The sequence below is a fragment of the Streptomyces sp. NPDC030840 genome (assembly GCF_055572015.1).
In genome coordinates this window covers 171,581-190,206 of sequence record NZ_JBVIEE010000017.1, presented here as the reverse complement: position 1 = coordinate 190,206, position 18,626 = coordinate 171,581, and the positions used below count along the sequence as shown (strand labels likewise).

The following is an 18,626-nucleotide window of genomic DNA, read 5'->3' as shown; positions in this document are numbered from 1 at the left end:
GATGATGCGCCGCTTCAAACGCTCCTCCAGCGGCAGCGCCGCCAGCTCCTCGGCCTTGCCCGCCTTCAGCGACTTCGCGGTGGCGCCCTCGAACAGCTGCATCAGCTTCTGCAGCGGGTCATAGCCCTCGCCACGGCGGTCGTAGATCAGGTCGAGGGCCGTGGCGACCTCCTCCTCGCTGAACCGGGCGATCGGCAGGATCTTCGAGGCGTGCACGATCGCCGAGTCCAGCCCCGCCTTCACGCACTCGTCCAGGAACACGGAGTTCAGCAGGATGCGGGCGGCCGGGTTGAGGCCGAACGAGATGTTCGACAGACCAAGGGTGGTCTGCACGTCGGGGTGACGGCGCTTCAGCTCACGGATCGCCTCGATGGTGGCGATGCCGTCCTTGCGGGACTCCTCCTGACCGGTGCAGATGGTGAAGGTCAGGGTGTCGATGAGGATGTCCGACTCGTGGATGCCCCAGTTGCCCGTCAGGTCCTCGATCAGCCGTTCGGCGATCTCGACCTTCTTCTCCGGGGTGCGGGCCTGGCCCTCCTCGTCGATGGTGAGCGCGATCAGTGCGGCACCGTGCTCCCTGGCGAGCTTGGTGACCTTAGCGAAGCGGGACTCGGGGCCGTCACCGTCCTCGTAGTTGACGGAGTTGATGACCGCACGGCCGCCGAGCTTCTCCAGGCCCGCCTCGATGACGTCCACCTCGGTGGAGTCCAGCACGATCGGCAGGGTGGAGGCGGTGGCGAACCGGCCGGCGAGTTCCTGCATGTCGGCGACGCCGTCCCGGCCCACGTAGTCCACGCACAGGTCCAGCATGTGCGCCCCCTCACGGATCTGCTCCCGGGCCATCTCCACACAGTCGTCCCAGCGGCCCTCCAGCATGGCCTCACGGAACTTCTTGCTGCCGTTGGCGTTCGTCCGCTCCCCGATCGCCAGATACGACGTGTCCTGACGGAACGGCACCGACTGGTACAGGGAGGCGGCACCGGGCTCGGGCCGGGGATCGCGCGGTGCCGGCGTGAGTTCGCGCACCCGCTCCACGACCTGGCGCAGGTGCTCGGGGGTGGTGCCGCAGCAGCCGCCGACGAGGGAGAGGCCGTACTCGTTGACGAAGGTCTCCTGGGCGTCGGCGAGTTCGGGCGCCGTCAGCGGGTAGTGCGCGCCGTCCTTGCCGAGCACCGGGAGGCCGGCGTTGGGCATGCAGGACAGCGGGATGCGGGAGTGGCGGGCCAGATAGCGAAGGTGCTCGCTCATCTCGGCCGGGCCGGTGGCGCAGTTCAGGCCGATCATGTCGATGCCGAGCGGCTCCAGGGCCGTCAGGGCGGCGCCGATCTCGGAGCCGAGCAGCATCGTGCCGGTCGTCTCCACGGTCACCGACACGATCAGCGGCAGGTTCAGGCCGGAGTTCTCCAGGGCGCGGCGGGCGCCGAGCACGGCCGCCTTGGTCTGGAGCAGGTCCTGGGTGGTCTCCACCAGCAGCGCGTCGGCGCCGCCCGCGATCATGCCCTCGGCGTTCTGCTGGTAGGCGTCGCGCAGGGTCGTGTACGGGGCGTGGCCCAGCGTCGGCAGCTTGGTGCCGGGACCCATGGAGCCCAGTACCCAGCGCTGCTGCCCGGTCGACGCCGTGAACTCGTCGGCGACCTCGCGGGCGATGCGGGCGCCCGCCTCGGACAGTTCGTACACGCGCTCGGAGATGTCGTACTCGCCGAGGGCGGAGAAGTTCGCCCCGAAGGTGTTCGTCTCCACGCAGTCCACGCCCACCGCGAAGTACTCCGCGTGCACCGAGCGCACGATGTCGGGGCGGGTGAGGTTCAGGATCTCGTTGCAGCCCTCGAGGTTCTCGAAGTCCTCGAGCGTCGGTTCCTGGGCCTGGAGCATCGTGCCCATCGCGCCGTCGGCGACCACCACGCGGGTGGCCAGGGCATGACGGAGTGCGTCGGATCGGGTCCGGCTGTCGGAAGCGGCGGACGTAGGGGACGGGTTCGGCAACGAGGCCATGAAGGTGCTCCCTGGAGTGCGACGGCTGTCGGCTTTGCGCCTCCTCGCGGAAGACGCACCCGGCCAGGGTAGCCCGGAGCGGGTGCGCCCGGTCAGGGCGTCCACGGGACGGACGAACGTGGCGGCCCGCCGGGGCACGGGGGGCCCAGGCCGGCGGCGACCCCTGGGGCCCACACCCGCGTGGCTTGAACTGCTGCTCCTGGCCAGTGACGGGTCCGCACCGGCGTGAGGTGCCACCCCTGGCCCAGACCCTCGCGACCGAGCCCAACGCCTCCGCCAGAGGCGCGCTCAGGCCGGCGCTGCATGGACGCACGCCCGTCGCGACATGCCGAGCACACCCCCGCGACACGGATCCACCCTCGCGACACGCATCCACACCCGCCGCGACACGCAGGCCACGCCTTCGCCGCACGAACCCGCGCTCATTGCGACATGCGAGCCCAACCAGTGCCATATGCGCACACGACCGCCGCGACATGCGGTTTACTCCGACGGCGCGCGTGAACGTGCCGGGCCCGTCGGGGGGCGATCTGGCGAAAAGGTGGTGACCGCCATTAGCGGCGGATCGCGGGCGACAGGTAGTGTTCGACATTGCCGAACGGTGTCAGTGGAGCCGCGCACCGATGGCGCAGGGGACGGAGGCAGGACGGCGATGGCACGGAACATCCAGTCGCTCGAACGGGCGGCCGCGATGCTGCGGTTGCTCGCGGGCGGCGAGCGACGACTCGGCCTCTCGGACATCGCCTCGTCGCTGGGCCTCGCCAAGGGCACGGCCCACGGCATACTGCGCACCCTCCAGCAGGAGGGCTTCGTCGAGCAGGACGACGCCTCCGGGCGCTACCAGCTGGGCGCGGAACTGCTCCGCCTGGGCACGACATACCTCGACGTGCACGAGCTGCGGGCGCGTGCCCTGGTGTGGACCGACGACCTGGCCCGCTCCAGCGGGGAGAGCGTCTACCTCGGGGTGCTGCACCAGCAGGGCGTGCTGATCGTGCACCACGTCTTCCGGCCCGACGACAGCCGGCAGGTCCTGGAGATCGGGGCCATGCAGCCGCTGCACTCCACGGCACTGGGCAAGGTGCTCTCGGCGTACGACCCGGTGGCGCACAGCGAGGTCGTGGAGGGCCACCGGAAGGCTTTCACGGACCGGACGATCAGTGAACTGGGCGAGTTCGAGGCCGTCCTGGACATCACGCGCGCCCGTGGGTACGCGGCCGACATCGAGGAGACCTGGGAGGGCGTGGCGTCCATCGCCGCGCCCATCCACGACCGGCGCCGCATGCCGGTGGGCGCGGTCGGCATCACCGGCGCCGTGGAGCGGGTGTGCCGGGACGGCGAGGTGCGGCCGGAGCTGATCGCGGCGGTGCGGGATTGCGCCCGCGCGGTGTCCCGGGATCTGGGCGCGGCGCGGTTCTGACCGCGCGGGGCGTGCGTACGACACGGGCCGGGACGTCATGCGGACGTCCCGGCCCGTGTCGGTTCTGTCCGCGGTCGGCTGCGGGTTCACTGTGGCCGGTCGCGCCCACGCGGCGGAGCCGCGTATCAAACACAGCCCCCCTGAAAAGCACGGGCGCACCCGGCACCCCACCGCACCGCCCGCGCCGCGACCAGCGGAAGATCGTCAATCGCCGATGCCCCGTTCCGCGATCGATAACGATCGCGTTTTCGATAACGGACCCCTTGACGTGCAGGTGGAGCCGGAGCAAGACTCCCGTCCATCGGTCGGCATTGTCGAACACTAACCGGCAATACGCGCTAGAGTGTGGCAACGCCAAGGGCCGGCATCGCCCTCACCCGAGGGCGCGAACCACCGGAGGGACCCGGGGTTCGCCTTCCCCTGGACGAAGGACAAAGGAGTCGCGGGTGTCCAGCTCCGACATCTTCATCGGCGAGACCATCGGTACCGCCATACTCATCCTGCTCGGCGCGGGCGTCTGCGCCGCCGTCACGCTCAAGGCCTCCAAGGCCCGCAACGCCGGTTGGCTCGCCATCACCTTCGGGTGGGGTTTCGCCGTTCTGACGGCGGTCTACACCTCGGCGCCGCTGTCGGGTGCCCATCTGAACCCCGCCGTGACCCTCGCCATCGCGATCAAGGACGGCGACTGGAGCAACGTCCCGACCTATTGGGCGGGCCAGATGCTGGGCGCCATGATCGGTGCCGCGCTGGTCTGGGTCGCGTACTACGGACAGTTCCACGCGCACCTCACCGACAAGGAGATCGTGGGCGGTCCGGGCGCGCAGGCCACCAAGGCCAAGGCCGTGGAGGCGCGGGAGGCCGGCGCGGGTCCGGTGCTCGGCATCTTCTCCACCGGCCCCGAGATCCGGAACGTGGTGCAGAACCTGGCCACCGAGATCATCGGCACCGTGGTGCTCGTCCTCGCGGTGCTCACCCAGGGCCTGAACGACAGCGGCAAGGGCCTCGGCACGCTGGGCGCCCTGATCACCGCCCTCGTGGTCGTGTCCATCGGCCTCTCGCTCGGCGGCCCGACCGGATACGCGATCAACCCGGCCCGTGACCTCGGCCCCCGGATCACGCACGCCCTGCTGCCGCTGCCCAACAAGGGCGGCTCGGACTGGAGCTACGCCTGGATCCCCGTGGTCGGCCCGCTGATCGGCGGCGCGATCGCCGCAGGCATCTACAACGTCGCCTTCGCGTAACGGCACCACGCCCGCCGGATCGCTGACAGCATTCCGCGCGCAAGCCTTCCGCGTACAAGCGTTCCGCACCAAAGCGTTCCGCACATGAGCATCGCGCCGTACCGACCGCCGCTTGTCCACAGAATTCTCAGGAGCACACCGTGACCGACGCCCACGCCGGCCCGTTCATCGCCGCCATCGACCAGGGCACGACCTCGTCCCGTTGCATCGTCTTCGACCGTGACGGCCGCATCGTCTCCGTCGACCAGAAGGAGCACGAGCAGATCTTCCCCAAGCCGGGCTGGGTCGAGCACAACGCCACCGAGATCTGGACCAACGTCCAGGAGGTCGTCGCCGGGGCCATCGAGAAGGCCGGCATCACCCGTGACGACATCAAGGCCATCGGCATCACCAACCAGCGGGAGACCACTCTCCTGTGGGACAAGAACACCGGTGAGCCCGTCCACAACGCCATCGTCTGGCAGGACACCCGCACCGACGCGCTCTGCAAGGACCTCGGCCGCAACGTCGGCCAGGACCGCTTCCGCCGCGAGACCGGACTTCCCCTCGCGTCGTACTTCGCCGGCCCCAAGGCCCGCTGGCTGCTGGACAACGTCGAGGGCCTGCGCGAGCGCGCCGAGGCCGGGGACATCCTGTTCGGCACGATGGACAGCTGGGTCATCTGGAACCTGACGGGCGGTGTCAACGGCGGCCGTCACGTCACCGACGTCACCAACGCCTCCCGCACCCTGCTGATGAACCTCCACACCATGGAGTGGGACGACAAGATCTGCGCCTCCATCGGCGTGCCGCAGCAGATGCTGCCCGAGATCCGCTCCTCCGCGGAGGTGTACGGCGAGATCACCGGCGGCAAGCTCGGCGACCTGCTCGGTGGCATCCCGGTCGCCTCCGCGCTCGGCGACCAGCAGGCGGCCCTGTTCGGCCAGACCTGTTTCGCCGAGGGCGAGGCCAAGTCCACGTACGGCACCGGCACCTTCATGCTGATGAACACCGGTGAGAAGATCATCAACTCGTACAGCGGGCTGCTGACCACCGTGGGCTACCGGATCGGCGACGAGAAGCCGGTCTACGCCCTGGAGGGCTCGATCGCCGTCACCGGTTCGCTGGTGCAGTGGATGCGCGACCAGATGGGCCTGATCTCCACCGCCGCCGAGATCGAGACGCTGGCGCTCTCGGTCGAGGACAACGGCGGCGCGTACTTCGTACCGGCCTTCTCCGGCCTGTTCGCCCCGTACTGGCGCTCCGACGCCCGCGGTGTGATCGCCGGCCTGACCCGGTACGTCACCAAGGCGCACCTCGCGCGCGCCGTCCTGGAGGCCACCGCCTGGCAGACCCGTGAGATCACCGACGCCATGACGAAGGACTCCGGCGTCGAGCTCTCGGCGCTCAAGGTCGACGGCGGCATGACCTCCAACAACCTGCTGATGCAGACGCTCTCGGACTTCCTGGACGCCCCTGTGGTGCGCCCGATGGTCGCCGAGACCACCTGCCTCGGCGCGGCCTACGCCGCCGGTCTCGCCGTCGGCTTCTGGACGAGCACCGACGACCTGCGCCGCAACTGGCGCCGGGCCGCCGAGTGGACCCCCCGCATGGACGCGGAAATCCGCGACCGTGAGTACAAGAGCTGGCTCAAGGCCGTCGAGCGGACCATGGGCTGGCTCGAGGACGAGGAGTAAGAAACCGCATGACCAGTCAGTCCACCCTGCAGACCCTGCCCGCCCTGGGCACGCGCCCGGCCTCCGGCTCGAACCCGACCCGCGCCGAGGCCCGGGAGCAGCTCGCCAGGGCGTCGTACGACCTCCTCGTCATCGGCGGCGGCATCCTGGGCATCTCCACCGCCTGGCACGCCGCGCAGTCGGGGCTCAGGGTGGCGCTGGTCGACGCCGGTGACTTCGCCGGCGCCACCTCGTCCGCCTCCTCCAAGCTGCTCCACGGCGGTCTGCGCTACCTGCAGACCGGCGCGGTGAAGCTGGTGGCGGAGAACCACTTCGAGCGCCGTGCGGTCTCCCGTCAGGTGGCCCCCCATCTGGCGAACCCGCTCACGTTCTACCTCCCCGTGTACAAGGGCGGGCCGCACGGCGCGGCGAAGCTCGGGGCGGGCGTGTTCGCCTACTCCGCGCTGTCGGCGTTCGGTGACGGTGTCGGGCACCTGCTGTCGCCGGCGAAGGCCGCGCAGGACGTGCCCGAGCTGCGCACCGAGAACCTCAGGGCCGTGGCCGTGTACGGCGACGACCAGATGAACGACTCCCGGATGGCGCTGATGACGGTCCGCGCGGCCGTCGAGGCGGGCGCCGTCGTCCTCAACCATGCCGAGGTCACGGGACTGCGCTTCACCCGGGGCCGGGTCACGGGCGCGGAGCTCAGGGACCGTCTGTCGGGCGACGAGTTCGGCGTCAACGCCCGGCTGGTGCTGAACGCGACCGGTCCGTGGGTCGACCACCTGCGCCGGATGGAGAACCCGGACGCGGCGCCCTCCATCCGCCTGTCCAAGGGCGCGCACCTGGTCCTGAAGCGCACCTCCCCGTGGAAGGCCGCGCTGGCGACCCCCATCGACAAGTACCGCATCACCTTCGCCCTCCCCTGGGAGGACATGCTGCTGCTCGGCACCACGGACGAGGAGTACACGGGTGACCCGGCCGATGTCGCGGTCACCGAGAAGGACATCGCGCAGATACTCGACGAGGCCGCGTTCTCGGTCCGCGACCAGCAGCTCTCGCGTGATCTGATGACGTACGCCTTCGCCGGTCTGCGGGTGCTGCCGGGCGGTCCCGGTGACACGTCGAAGGCCAAGCGGGAGACAGTCGTGACGGAGGGCCGGGGCGGGATGCTCTCGGTCGCGGGCGGCAAGTGGACCACCTTCCGGCACATCGGCCGTACGGTCATGAAGAAGCTTCAGGCTCTGCCGGGGCGGCCGCTGGGCGAGGACTTCGAGCCCATCGCCTCGCTCCCGAAGAGGCTGCCGCTGCCGGGTGTCGCCAATCCGCGCGCGGTCGCCCACCGGCTCCTGGTCGACCGTCCGGCACCCGGCCCGCGCATGGCGCCCGACACGGCCCGGCACCTGGCCACGCACTACGGTTCGCTGGCCTTCGACATCGCCCGCCTCGCCAACGACGACCCCACGCTGGCCGAGCGGGTGCACCCGGACGCGCCGGAGATCTGGGCGCAGGTCGTCTACGCCCGGGACAACGAATGGGCCGAGACCGCGGACGACGTGCTGCGCCGCCGTACGACGCTGACGATCCGGGGCCTCGACTCGGACGACGTCCGCAGCAAGGTGCAGGACCTGCTGGACAAGAAGTAGGCGCGTGCGGTGTCGTGAGGGGCGGTTCCCGGTCGGGGCCGCCCCTCTTCGCGGGTAACGCCTCGTACGTACTGGTCCGTCGGTGCCGGCAAGTGGTCGCGCCTCACTGCGTGTTGGCGCCGGGCAGCAGTGCGCACCGAGAGGAATATCCCGTTCAGCCTGCTCAACGCGCATAATGTGCTGAGACATCGGATGTCTGAGCGACAGGGAGGCACGCCATGGCGGTCACCGACGAGGCGATCGAGAAGATCAAGGGAATGATCGTCTCCGGCGCGCTGCGCCCCGGCGACCGCCTGCCCAAGGAGAGCGAGCTCGCGTCAGAGCTCGGGCTGTCCCGCAACTCGCTGCGCGAGGCGGTGCGGGCCCTGTCGCTGATCCGCATCCTGGACGTACGGCAGGGCGACGGCACGTACGTCACGAGCCTGGACCCGCAGCTGCTGCTGGAGGCGCTGAGCTTCGTCGTCGACTTCCACCGCGACGACACGGTCCTGGAGTTCCTCGCGGTGCGGCGCATCCTGGAGCCGGCGGCCACGGCGATGGCGGCCTCCCGCATCAGTGAGCAGCAGCTGGACGCGCTGAGCGCCCAGTTGGACAAGCTGGGCGAGGCGCCGTCCGTGGAGGAGCTCGTGGCCTGCGACCTGGACTTCCACCGGGGCATCGTGCAGAGCTCCGGCAACTCGGTGCTCTGCTCCCTGCTGGACGGGCTCTCCGGTCCCACGACGCGGGCCCGTATCTGGCGCGGTCTCACCCAGGAGGACGCGGTCAGCCGCACCCTGCACGAGCACCGCATGATCCTCGCCGCGCTCCGTGACCGCGACGGGGAGGCGGCCCGCTCGTGGGCCACGGTCCACATCGCGTCGGTGGAGCAGTGGCTGCGCTCGACTCTGTGAACCGCCCCGTGAACCCCGGTCGACACTCGGCTGCCCGGCGGGTGTTTCCGGGTGGCGAACGGGGCAGTGATCCGTTCACTCCCCCGTGCAAGGGGGCTGCGGAGGCCCCCGCAGCACGCCGTAAGGTTGGGACGTAAGCGAGGGGCACGTCGGAAGGAGGCGCTGGGTGATCGAGCTCGAGGGGGTTCCCGAGCTGATCGACCCGGTCATGGTGGCCGCGTTCGAGGGCTGGAACGATGCCGGCGACGCCGCCTCCACCGCGGTCGCGCATCTGGACAAGGAGTGGAAGGGCGAGGTGTTCGCGGCGCTGGACGCCGAGGACTACTACGACTTCCAGGTCAACCGCCCCACGGTGTGGATGGACGCCGGCGTACGCAAGATCACTTGGCCGACGACCAGGCTGTCGGTGGTCCGGGTCGGCGGCCAGAAGCCCCGTGACCTGGTGCTGGTCCGCGGTATCGAACCGTCCATGCGGTGGCGCTCGTTCTGCAACGAACTGCTGGGCTTCGCCCATGAGCTGGGCGTGGAACTGGTGGTCATCCTGGGCGCCCTGCTCGGCGACACCCCGCACACGCGTCCGGTACCGGTCAGCGGGGTCACGTCGGACGCGGACCTGGCCCGGCGGATGGACCTGGAGGAGACCAAGTACGAGGGCCCCACGGGCATCGTCGGCATCCTCCAGGAGGCGTGCACGCACGCGGGCGTCCCCGCCGTGTCGCTGTGGGCGGCGGTCCCGCACTACGTGTCGCAGCCGCCGAACCCGAAGGCCACGCTGGCGCTCCTGAACCGTCTGGAGGACCTCATCGACGTGCGCATCCCGCTGGGCGAGCTGCCCGAGGACGCGCGCGCGTGGCAGGTGGGCGTGGATCAGCTGGCCGCCGAGGACAGCGAGGTCGCCGAGTACGTGCAGACGCTGGAGGAGGCCCGGGACACCGCCGAGCTGCCCGAGGCGTCCGGTGAGGCCATCGCCCGCGAGTTCGAACGCTATCTGCGCAGACGGGACGTCGGCGGGCCGGGACCGGCCGCGGGCGGACACGCCACTGCGGACGGCAGCGACAGCGGCTCGTACCTGCGGGACAACCCCGGCGGCCGGACCCGTCCCCCGAAGCCGCAGCGGCCGGGGCCAGACGACGACGAGTCGACGGACGACTGAGACACCTGAGACTGACGACTGAGACACCTGAGACTACTGAGTCACCCGAGTCACTGAGACGGCTGAGACACCTGAGACACCTGAGACACGGAACAGGGGCGGTGCGCACGGCGCACCGCCCCTGTTGTCTTCCGCGGGTGTTCTGCCCGGTGTTCGTGAGCTGCTGCGGATCAGGGCTTCACGGCGACGACGGCGTACGTCGTGTCCGGCGTCGGCGTGGTGGTGAACCGGGCGTTGGGCAGGTAGAGCGCCCCCTTGTAGGCGGCCACGGTGGTCGGCACGTCGAAGTCGGGGTCCGTGACGCGCTTGACGAAGACGCCGCTGGTGCCGTCCGCGGTCAGCGTGAACACGTCGATCGCGTTCTGGCGGTTCTGCACGACGTACAGGGTCCGCCCGATCAGCAGCAGCCCGTCGCCGTTGGTGAGCGGGGCCGCGTCGCCGAGGTCGACGCGCCGGGTCACGCCGGTCCTCGGGTCGACGCGGTGCAGGCCGCCGACCCCGGACTGCACGACGAGGAGCGCCTTGCCGTCGGGGGTGCGAGTGATGCCGTTGGCGTTGACGACCTCGCCGGGAACCTGGCTCCAGTCGCCGCTCAGGGCGATCGTCACGACCTGGTCCGGGCGCGGCAGCGCACCGCCCCGGCCGAGCGGCAGGGCGTACAGCGCGGGCTGGAAGGAGTCCGTGAACCAGGCCGTACGCGAAGTCAGGAACACGTCGTTGGCGAACGTCGGGGTCGCCGTGGTGAGCGTGTACGAGGCGAGGATCGCGCCCGTGCGCACGTCGACCACGCGGGCGCCCTGACCGCGCCCGGCGACGAACAGCCGCCCCCGGCCGTCGAGTTTGAGTCCGACCGACGGCGTACCGGGCCCGGTCGAGATGATGCGGCCCTCTCCGGTGCGCAGGTCGGCGCGGTATATCGATCCGTCGCCCAGCGAGCCGAGGTAGGCGTACGGCCCGTCGCCGGTCGTGATGCCCTCGGGACGGAAGCCGTTCGGCAGCGGGATCACGGAGGGGGTGGTCCGTGAGGGGTGCGGGGCCGCCTCGGCCGGCGATCCGAGGAGTACGGCTCCGGCGGTGGCCGCTCCGGCCGTGAGCAGTCCTCTCCGGCCGAGGTGGGGTGCGGGGGAAGAGTGCGGGGGTGCCACGGCGGTGTCCTTCCGCGTGGGGACCGGCAGTTGGCCGGTCGGGCGGTCAACTTCCTCTGTCACCCCATCACATGCCGTGTGCCCCCGCAGCAACTATCGGTCGTCCGACAGCCTCTCGACAGGTTCCGGGCGGCCCCGGCCGCCGTGCGGCAGAAAGGGGCGCCTCCCGACGCGGGGAAGCGCCCCTTGCCCTGCGGGGCCGTTACGTCACAGAGGCCCCGGGTTCACACGTGTCACAGCGTCACAGGGCCACGCCCAGCAACGCGTCGACCGCGCGCGAGACGATTCCGGGCGCGCCCTCGTCCGTACCGCCCCGCTCCTTCTGCAGGGCGGCCCAGCGGTCGACTGCGGCGAGCGCGGCCGGAGCGTCCAGGTCGTGTCCGAGGGCCTCGCGGATCTCCTCGACCAGCGCCTCGGCGGGCGGGCCGTCGGGCCGGGACACGGCGGCACGCCAGCGGTCGAGCCGCGCGACGGCGTCCTGGAGGACCTGGTCGGTCCACTCCCAGTCGGCTCGGTAGTGGTGGGCGTGCAGGGCGAGCCGTATGGCCGCGGGATCGACCCCGTCACGCCGCAGCTTGGAGACGAAGACGAGGTTGCCCTTCGACTTCGACATCTTCTCGCCGTCGAGGGCGACCATCCCGGCGTGGACGTACGCCTTGGCCATGGGGAACTCGCCGGTCAGCGCCTGGGCGTGCGAGGCGCCCATCTCGTGGTGCGGGAAGGCGAGATCCGATCCCCCGCCCTGGATGTCGAAGCCCATGCCGAGGTGGTCGAGGGCGATGGCGACGCACTCGATGTGCCAGCCGGGCCGGCCACGGCCGAGCGAGCCTCCGTCCCAGCTGGGCTCGCCGTCGCGGGCGGCCATCCACAGCATCGGGTCGAGCGGGTTCTTCTTGCCCGGCCGGTCCGGGTCGCCGCCGCGCTCGGCGGACAGCAGGCGCATCGCGGCGGCGTCCAGGTTGGACACCTTGCCGAAGTGCGGGTCGGACTCGACGGAGAAGTAGACGTCCCCTTCGAGCTCGTACGCGGCGCCGGCGTCGCGCAGCCGCTCGACGAGCGGGACGATCCCGGGTATGGCCTCGACGGCCCCGATGTAGTGCTGCGGGGGCAGCATGCGCAGGGCGGTCATGTCCTCGCGGAAGAGGGCGGTCTCCTGCTCGGCGAGGGACGCCCAGTCGACGCCGTCGCGCTGCGCTCGCTCCAGCAGCGGATCGTCGACGTCCGTGACGTTCTGCACGTACTGGACCTGCCGCTTGGTGTCGAGCCACACGCGCTGCACGAGGTCGAACGCGTTGTAGGTCGCCGCGTGACCCATGTGGGTCGCGTCGTAGGGAGTGATCCCGCAGACGTAGATACGGGCGACGGGGCCGGGGTCCAGGGTGACGGGACCACCGGTCGCGGTGTCGTGGATCCGGAGGTCGCGGCCCTTGCCAGGCAGGGCGGGGACATCGGAAGCGGGCCAGGCATGCATGTCATGAGCCTAACCGGACGGAAGTTCCGCATACGAACCGGACGGGGGTGGATGGCGGGGAAGGCGGTCTTGTGCGTTGGGTGCCGCCGTGCATGGTTGCTGTCTCGGGAGGTTCCTCGCCCCCGCCGCCCCTACCCGTCCCATCCCTGGGGGCTGCGCCCCGGACCCCCGCCATCGGCCTCCGTCCTCGTCCTCGAACGCCGGGCGGGCTGAAATATCAGCCCCTCCGGCGGCGAGAGACCGGGGACGGTGGACGTGGTCATACCGGTGGCCATGGAATGGCCGGCCAGTCCCCGGACGGCTCGGGATGCTTGCCGGTGGTGAGAAGCGCACCGACCCGGGCGCGGGTGGCGTCGAGCTCCGCGTCCGTGATCAGCCCGCCCAGCCGGCCGGCCAGCTCTCCCCCGTCCGCTAGTCCGTCCCGCAGCCGGCGGAGAACGTCGAGCGCCTCCGGTGTGAGCGGCTCCCCCGCCCACCCCCACAACAGCGTGCGCAGCTTGTTCTCGGTGTTGAAGGTGACGCCGTGGTCGATGCCGTACAGGCGGCCCTCGCCGGCAGGCAGCAGGTGGCCGCCCTTGCGGTCGGCGTTGTTGATGACCGCGTCGAGGACGGCGAGCCGCCGCAGCCGTTCGTCGTCGGCGTGCACCAGGAGGGCCGTCTTCCCGTCCCCCACCTCGGCGAAGCCGATCGCCTTCCAGCCCTCCCCGGGCTCCTCGCCGTCGACCAGGGCCAGGAGCTCGGCGCCCGGCTGTCCCTCGATCCACAGCTGGCACATGCCCTCGCCGTACGGCCCTTCGCGCAGCACGGTGGGCGGCACGAGGCCCCAGCCGGTCGCCTCGGAGACCTCGTACGCCGCGACCTCGCGCTGGGCGAGCGTCCCGTCGGGGAAGTCCCACAGGGGCCTCTCGCCGGCGACGGGCTTGTAGATGCAGGCGGCTTCCCGCCCCTCGTACGTCACCGTGCAGTACAGCGCCGCGTTGGACGCCTCACGGATGCGGCCGCGCACGGTCAGCTCGCCCTCGGCGAGCAGCTCGGCGGACGTCACTCTCCGCGACGGTATCCGTTCTGGCGCGGACATACGTGTCCCTCCGGGTCGAGCGGCAGGCTGCACAGCGGGCACGGCGGGCGTCCCGCGTTGACGACGTCGAGGGCGCGCTTGGCGAAGGCACGGGCCTGCGCGCCGGTGAGGCGGACACGGAGCATCGGCGGACCGTTCTCCTCGTCCTGGAGCAGCCTTTCCTCGGCCTCGGCCAGGTCCTCCTCGGAGTCGGCGTCCAGCTCCACGAGGGCCTGCGCCTCGACGATCATGCGCTGCTCGTCACCGTCCCAGGCCAGCGCCATGGTGCCGACCCGGAACTCCTCCTCGATCGGCGTCTCCAGGGGAGCCGTGTCGGAGATCTCGCTGGGGGCCACGGCCGGGACGGAGGCGCTGCCCCCACTGCGCCGCACCACCTCGTCGAGCAACTCGTCCATGCGCTCGGCGAGCGCCGCGACCTGGGTCTTCTCCAGGGCGACGCTGGTGACGCGCTGCCCTGACGAGGCCTGCAGGAAGAAGGTACGACGCCCGGGCAGCCCGACCGTACCGGCCACGAAGCGGTCCGGGGGGTCGTAGAGGAACACCTGACGGGACACGTCCTGTCTCCATTGGAATCGACGGTGGGACCGGCCGCGGCGGCTGGACGCTGACACGTGCTGTACCGCTGCGACCGCTTCACCCTACTGCGGTTGACGATCACGGTGCGCCCGCATCGCCCCCGACCGGAGCGTCAGGGCCCTGCGGCTCCTCCCGGGGGGCAAGGGACGCGAAATCCCCCGTGTCGCCGAGGCGAACGAGAAACGGCCGCAGGCGGGTGTAGCGGATCGCGGTGATGGAACACGGTTCCACGGAGATCCGCTGGAAGAGGTCGAGATGGAGTCCGAGCGCGTCCGCCACGAGGGACTTGATGATGTCGCCGTGCGAGCACATGACGTAGACGGCGTCGGCACCGTGATCGCGCTCCACGCGCGCGTTCCACTCGCGTACGGCCGCCACGGCCCGGTCCTGCATCGCCCGCATCGACTCGCCGCCGGGGAACGCGGCCGCCGACGGATGCGCCTGGACGACCTCCATGAGCGGCTCGTCCCCCAGCTCGGCGAGTTTGCGCCCGGACCAGTCGCCGTAGTGGGCCTCGCCGATCCGCTCGTCGGTGTGCGGGCTGAGTTCCGGGCGGGCGTCGAGGAGCGGCCGGATGGTCTCCTGGCAGCGCTGCAGCGGGCTGGTGACCACCTCGGAGATCGGCAGCCCGGCGAGGCGGCCGGGCAGCGCGGCGGCCTGCGCGGCTCCGCGTTCGTCCAGGGCGACGCCGGGCGTCCACCCGGCGAGCACCCCCGAGGTGTTGGCGGTGGACCGTCCGTGCCGGACAAGGATCAGCGTGGGCATGCCGCCCAGCCTAAACGGGTCGCCCGCGTACCCCTGGGGTGTTGTGGGCACCCGTGGTGCGCTCCCGGGCCGACGACGGAAGGACGTGCTCTGTGATCGTGGACTGTGCTGTCTACCGCGACGGGCGCCGTACCCAGGGCCCTGAGGACCTGTCCGACGCCCTCGCGGCCGCGCGGGCCGCGGACGGCTTCGTGTGGATCGGGCTGCACGAGCCGTCAGAGAACGAGTTCGACCTGGTGACCCAGGAGTTCGGGCTGCACCCGCTGGCGGTGGAGGACGCCCTGAAGGCGCATCAGCGGCCCAAGCTGGAGGTGTACGAGGACTCGCTGTTCCTGGTCCTGAAGCCGGTCGTGTACGAGCCGGCCGGGGACACCGTCTCCACCGGCGAGGTCATGGTCTTCCTCGGGGACGGGTTCGTGGTGACCGTACGGCACGGCGAGGGCTCTCCCCTCGGAGTCGTACGCCGCCGGCTGGAGGACGAGCCCGACATGCTCGGCAAGGGGCCCACGTCCGTGCTGTACGCGCTCATGGACGCCACGGTCGACCACTACCTGGATGTCGCGACCGAGTTGCAGACCGATCTGGAGGAGCTGGAGGCGGAGGTCTTCTCGCCGGACATCGGCAGCTCGCGGCACACCGCGTCCCGGATCTACGGGTTCAAGCGGCAGGTCCTGGAGTTCCGCCGGGCCACGGTCCCCCTCGCCCTCCCGCTGTCACGGCTCGCCGGCACGGGCCTGTCGAGCACGGCCGTGCCCTTCGTGGACGACCGGGCGCAGCCCTTCTTCCGTGACGTGAGCGACCATCTCACGCGCGTGAACGAGTCGGTGGAGGGTCTGGACCGGCTGGTCTCGGACGTCCTGTCGGCCCATCTCGCCCAGACGGGCGTCCGGCAGAACGACGACATGCGGAAGATCTCGTCGTGGGCGGCGATGGCCGCCGTTCCGACGATGCTCGCGGGGATCTACGGCATGAACTTCGAGCACATGCCGGAGCTGCGCTGGGCGTGGTTCTATCCGGCGCTGATCGCGGTGATGGCCGTGCTGGAGGTGCTGCTGTACGGGCTGTTCAAGCGGCGGGGCTGGTTGTAGCCGCCGGCCGTGAGGCCGGGGTGGTTGCTGCTGGGTACGCGCGCGTGGCCGTTTTTCGTGGTCCACGCGCGCGTGCCGGCCGGTTCGTTATGCGAACTCGGGTTCCGCGCCGGCCGGTCCGCCGAGGGCGTCGCGGCGTTCGGGCATCCTCAGGGAGACCATGCGGCGCCAGCCGCCGAGCCTCTCGTACAGGTAGACGGCGTGGATGCCGACGGCGAGGACGGCGGCCTTGGGCCTGGACCAGCCGAGGATGCGGCCCATGCCGGCCATCACGGCGAGGCTGACATCACGGTAGATACGGATCTCCGCGAGGGCGCACTCGCGCAGGGTCCGCTGGATCAGGCGGCCGTGGCCCGCCGCGGCGAAGCGCAGCAGTTCCTCGTGGCAGTAGGCGAGGTGGTTGTCCTCGTCGTTGGAGATCATCCTGACGGCGCGCCCGATGTCGGGGTGGTCGGCGAAGTGCTTGCGCAGGAGTTCCATCTCCTCGGAGGCGCGCTGTTCGGTGACCCTGCTGTGGGCGAGGTAGGTGACGATGTCCTGGACGGTGAGGGGCTGGTCGCTCCTCAGCTTCTCGTGGGGCAGACCGATGCCGTTGCGCTCCAGGATCATGGTGTAGTCGGTGGCGGGCGGGACCTCCACGGGTTCGAGGCCGCGCTTCTTCATGAGGGCGTTGAAGATGCGCCCGTGCTTGTCCTCGTCGGCGCCGTGGCGGGTGATCTTGGGTGCGAGGGCGCGCTCGCTCTGCGGGACGAGCGCGGCGATGCGGGCGTTCTCCCAGCCTCCCTGCGACTCCCCACTGGCGGCGATGGAGCAGAACAGCCGGAACGACTCGTCGTTGTCGAGGATCTCCTGGAACAGACTCTTGGCCGAAAGCATCTGAGGCACCTCTCTGCAGGGTTCCGCAAAGAACGAGTCAAATGCGGCAACAGGGGTGCGGCAACACCTGTGTCGGACTAATCCGCCGAACGGTGGACGAGAGGGGCCCGAGAGACACGCACAGTCGTTCGACCCGATGGTGGGTGACCGGCGCGCGATCATGGTGTTCGCCGGGCGGCGGCGCGTGGCCGAGCGGACCGTGGGCGCGTGGCCGAGCGGACCGTGGGCGCGTAACCAAGGGGTGCGGTGAGGCGTTGTGCCCGGCGACGGCCGTGGCGGGGAAGACCCCCGAGCCCCCACCACGGCCGCGGAAGAGCTCCCGTCCGTCACGCGAGCCCGGCGCGCTCCAGTGCCTCGGAGCCGGCCCGGAGCGAAGCGACCCTCTCCTCCAGCGTGAAGCCCGCGGGTGCCAGCGTGAGGGTGGTGACCCCGGCCTCCGCGTAGGCCTTCATGCGGTCGGCGATGCGGTCGACGGAGCCGAGGAGCGTGGTCTGGTCGATCAGCTCGTGCGGGATCGCCGCCGCGGCGCCCTGCTTGTCGCCGGACAGGTACTTGTCCTGGATCTCGGCGGCCTCCTTCTCGTAGCCCATGCGCTGGGCGAGCTGGTTGTAGAAGTTCTGCTTGCGGCTGCCCATGCCGCCGACGTACAGCGCGGTGTAGGGGCGGAAGGTGTCGGCGAGGGTGGCCACGTCCTTGTCGTCGCCGACGGCGAGGGGGAGTGTCGGGCAGATGTCGAATCCTTCGAGGGTCCTGCCGGCCTTCTCTCGCCCGGCCCTCAGGTACTTGATCGCGGTGTCCTCGAGGTGGGCGGCGGAGGGGAAGATGAGGAGCGCCCCGTCGGCGATCTCACCGGTCTGCTCGAGGTTCTTCGGGCCGATGGCGGCGATGTAGAGCGGGATGTGCTCGCGCTGGGGGTGCACGGTGAGCTTGATCGGCTTGCCGGGGCCGCCGGGCAGCGGGAGGGTCCAGTGCTCGCCCTCGTAGGAGAGCCGCTCGCGGGTCATCGCCTTGCGGATGATCTCGACGTACTCGCGGGTGCGGGCGAGGGGCTTGTCGAACTTGACCCCGTACCAGCCCTCGGAGACCTGGGGGCCCGAGACGCCGAGGCCGAGGCGGAAGCGGCCGCCGGAGAGCGAGTCGAGGGTGGCGGCCGTCATCGCGGTCATCGCGGGCTGGCGGGCCGGGATCTGGAAGATGGCCGAGCCGACGTCGATGCGGGTGGTCTGGGCGGCGACCCAGGTGAGTACGGTGGCCGCGTCCGAGCCGTAGGCCTCGGCGGCCCAGCACACGGCGTAGCCGAGCCTGTCGGCCTCCTGGGCCACGGCGAGATTGTCCGCGTCCATTCCGGCGCCCCAGTAGCCGAGGTTGATCCCGAGCTGCATGGCCTTCCCCTTACCGATCAGTAACGTGCGTTGTGGCGTCGACATTAGCGCGGGGGTGGGTTTTCTTCGCCCCCGCCGCCCCTACCCGTCCCATCCAGGGGCTCCGCCCCTTCGCCCCCGGCCAAGGGGCGGAGCCCCCTGGGGACGGGTTCGTCGGGGGGTGCGGCCCCCGGCCCGTCCTTTCGGGGCTCCGCCCCGAACGCCCGTTTCGGGGCCGGCCCCGAACCCCCGTCCTCGGGGGTGCGCCCCGG

15 protein-coding genes are annotated in these 18,626 nt (G+C 70.8%); 7 read left to right on the top strand and 8 right to left on the bottom strand.

From position 1 onward, the window contains the following. On the bottom strand, positions 1-1,992 hold a 1,992-nt coding region (locus ACZ49J_RS31210), incomplete at its 3' end, for a homocysteine S-methyltransferase family protein (protein ID WP_467453702.1). A gap of 652 nt (positions 1,993-2,644) precedes the next feature. Between ACZ49J_RS31210 and ACZ49J_RS31205 the strand changes: the two genes are divergently transcribed. The 6 genes from ACZ49J_RS31205 (at position 2,645) to ACZ49J_RS31180 (ending at position 9,994) form a co-directional block, all read left to right on the top strand. Then, the gene (locus ACZ49J_RS31205) at positions 2,645-3,409 is read left to right on the top strand and encodes an IclR family transcriptional regulator (protein WP_467453704.1); all 765 of its coding nucleotides are present in this window, start codon (positions 2,645-2,647) and stop codon (positions 3,407-3,409) included. A gap of 446 nt (positions 3,410-3,855) precedes the next feature. Then, entirely contained in the window at positions 3,856-4,650 is a 795-nt protein-coding gene (locus tag ACZ49J_RS31200) for an MIP/aquaporin family protein (protein WP_467453705.1), read from the top strand. 140 nt (positions 4,651-4,790) lie between these two features. After that, a complete protein-coding gene (glpK, locus tag ACZ49J_RS31195; protein WP_467453706.1) occupies positions 4,791-6,326 on the top strand; it encodes a glycerol kinase GlpK in 1,536 nt (511 codons plus the stop codon). A gap of 8 nt (positions 6,327-6,334) precedes the next feature. After that, a complete protein-coding gene (locus ACZ49J_RS31190; protein WP_467453707.1) occupies positions 6,335-7,951 on the top strand; it encodes a glycerol-3-phosphate dehydrogenase/oxidase in 1,617 nt (538 codons plus the stop codon). 218 nt (positions 7,952-8,169) lie between these two features. Beyond that, on the top strand, positions 8,170-8,841 hold the full coding sequence (locus ACZ49J_RS31185; protein ID WP_467453709.1) for a FadR/GntR family transcriptional regulator: 672 nt from the start codon (positions 8,170-8,172) through the stop codon (positions 8,839-8,841). A gap of 166 nt (positions 8,842-9,007) precedes the next feature. Then, positions 9,008-9,994 (top strand): PAC2 family protein, encoded by a 987-nt coding sequence (locus tag ACZ49J_RS31180; RefSeq protein ID WP_467453710.1) that lies wholly within the window; start codon positions 9,008-9,010, stop codon positions 9,992-9,994. Between the two features lie 170 nt (positions 9,995-10,164). Here the strand turns inward: ACZ49J_RS31180 and ACZ49J_RS31175 are convergent, their stop codons facing one another. From ACZ49J_RS31175 to ACZ49J_RS31155, 5 genes are all read right to left on the bottom strand, one after another. Then, positions 10,165-11,139, bottom strand: a complete 975-nt coding sequence (locus ACZ49J_RS31175) for an SMP-30/gluconolactonase/LRE family protein (protein ID WP_467453886.1) — start codon at positions 11,137-11,139, stop codon at positions 10,165-10,167. A 241-nt stretch (positions 11,140-11,380) separates the two neighbouring features. Further along, positions 11,381-12,610 carry a cysteine--1-D-myo-inosityl 2-amino-2-deoxy-alpha-D-glucopyranoside ligase gene (mshC, locus tag ACZ49J_RS31170; protein WP_467453712.1) on the bottom strand — a complete coding sequence of 410 codons (1,230 nt, stop codon included), beginning with the start codon at positions 12,608-12,610 and terminating at the stop codon, positions 11,381-11,383. A gap of 259 nt (positions 12,611-12,869) precedes the next feature. Beyond that, entirely contained in the window at positions 12,870-13,688 is an 819-nt protein-coding gene (locus ACZ49J_RS31165; protein ID WP_467453713.1) for an SCO1664 family protein, read from the bottom strand. Further along, positions 13,652-14,242 carry a DUF3090 domain-containing protein gene (locus ACZ49J_RS31160; RefSeq protein ID WP_467453715.1) on the bottom strand — a complete coding sequence of 197 codons (591 nt, stop codon included), beginning with the start codon at positions 14,240-14,242 and terminating at the stop codon, positions 13,652-13,654. The genes ACZ49J_RS31165 and ACZ49J_RS31160 overlap by 37 nt, the downstream gene beginning before the upstream one ends. 100 nt (positions 14,243-14,342) lie before the next feature. Then, positions 14,343-15,029, bottom strand: coding sequence for a histidine phosphatase family protein (locus ACZ49J_RS31155; protein WP_467453716.1), 687 nt, complete (start codon positions 15,027-15,029; stop codon positions 14,343-14,345). 92 nt (positions 15,030-15,121) lie between these two features. Between ACZ49J_RS31155 and corA the strand changes: the two genes are divergently transcribed. After that, positions 15,122-16,117, top strand: coding sequence for a magnesium/cobalt transporter CorA (gene corA, locus ACZ49J_RS31150; protein WP_467453717.1), 996 nt, complete (start codon positions 15,122-15,124; stop codon positions 16,115-16,117). An 87-nt stretch (positions 16,118-16,204) separates the two neighbouring features. On the opposite strand, the gene ACZ49J_RS31145 is transcribed toward corA, so the two are convergent. Further along, positions 16,205-16,993, bottom strand: a complete 789-nt coding sequence (locus ACZ49J_RS31145) for a ferritin-like domain-containing protein (protein ID WP_467453718.1) — start codon at positions 16,991-16,993, stop codon at positions 16,205-16,207. 326 nt (positions 16,994-17,319) lie between these two features. Then, on the bottom strand, positions 17,320-18,375 hold the full coding sequence (locus ACZ49J_RS31140) for an LLM class F420-dependent oxidoreductase (RefSeq protein ID WP_467453719.1): 1,056 nt from the start codon (positions 18,373-18,375) through the stop codon (positions 17,320-17,322). Positions 18,376-18,626: the final 251 nt, after the last annotated feature.

Coding starts and splice junctions, on each gene's coding strand:
- ACZ49J_RS31205 (WP_467453704.1), top strand. CDS start 2,645: ATGGCACGGAACATCCAGTCGCTCGAACGGGCGGCCGCGATGCTGCGG.
- ACZ49J_RS31190 (WP_467453707.1), top strand. CDS start 6,335: ATGACCAGTCAGTCCACCCTGCAGACCCTGCCCGCCCTGGGCACGCGC.
- ACZ49J_RS31185 (WP_467453709.1), top strand. CDS start 8,170: ATGGCGGTCACCGACGAGGCGATCGAGAAGATCAAGGGAATGATCGTC.
- mshC (WP_467453712.1), bottom strand. CDS start 12,610: ATGCATGCCTGGCCCGCTTCCGATGTCCCCGCCCTGCCTGGCAAGGGC.
- ACZ49J_RS31165 (WP_467453713.1), bottom strand. CDS start 13,688: ATGTCCGCGCCAGAACGGATACCGTCGCGGAGAGTGACGTCCGCCGAG.
- ACZ49J_RS31155 (WP_467453716.1), bottom strand. CDS start 15,029: ATGCCCACGCTGATCCTTGTCCGGCACGGACGGTCCACCGCCAACACC.
- ACZ49J_RS31145 (WP_467453718.1), bottom strand. CDS start 16,993: ATGCTTTCGGCCAAGAGTCTGTTCCAGGAGATCCTCGACAACGACGAG.
- ACZ49J_RS31140 (WP_467453719.1), bottom strand. CDS start 18,375: ATGCAGCTCGGGATCAACCTCGGCTACTGGGGCGCCGGAATGGACGCG.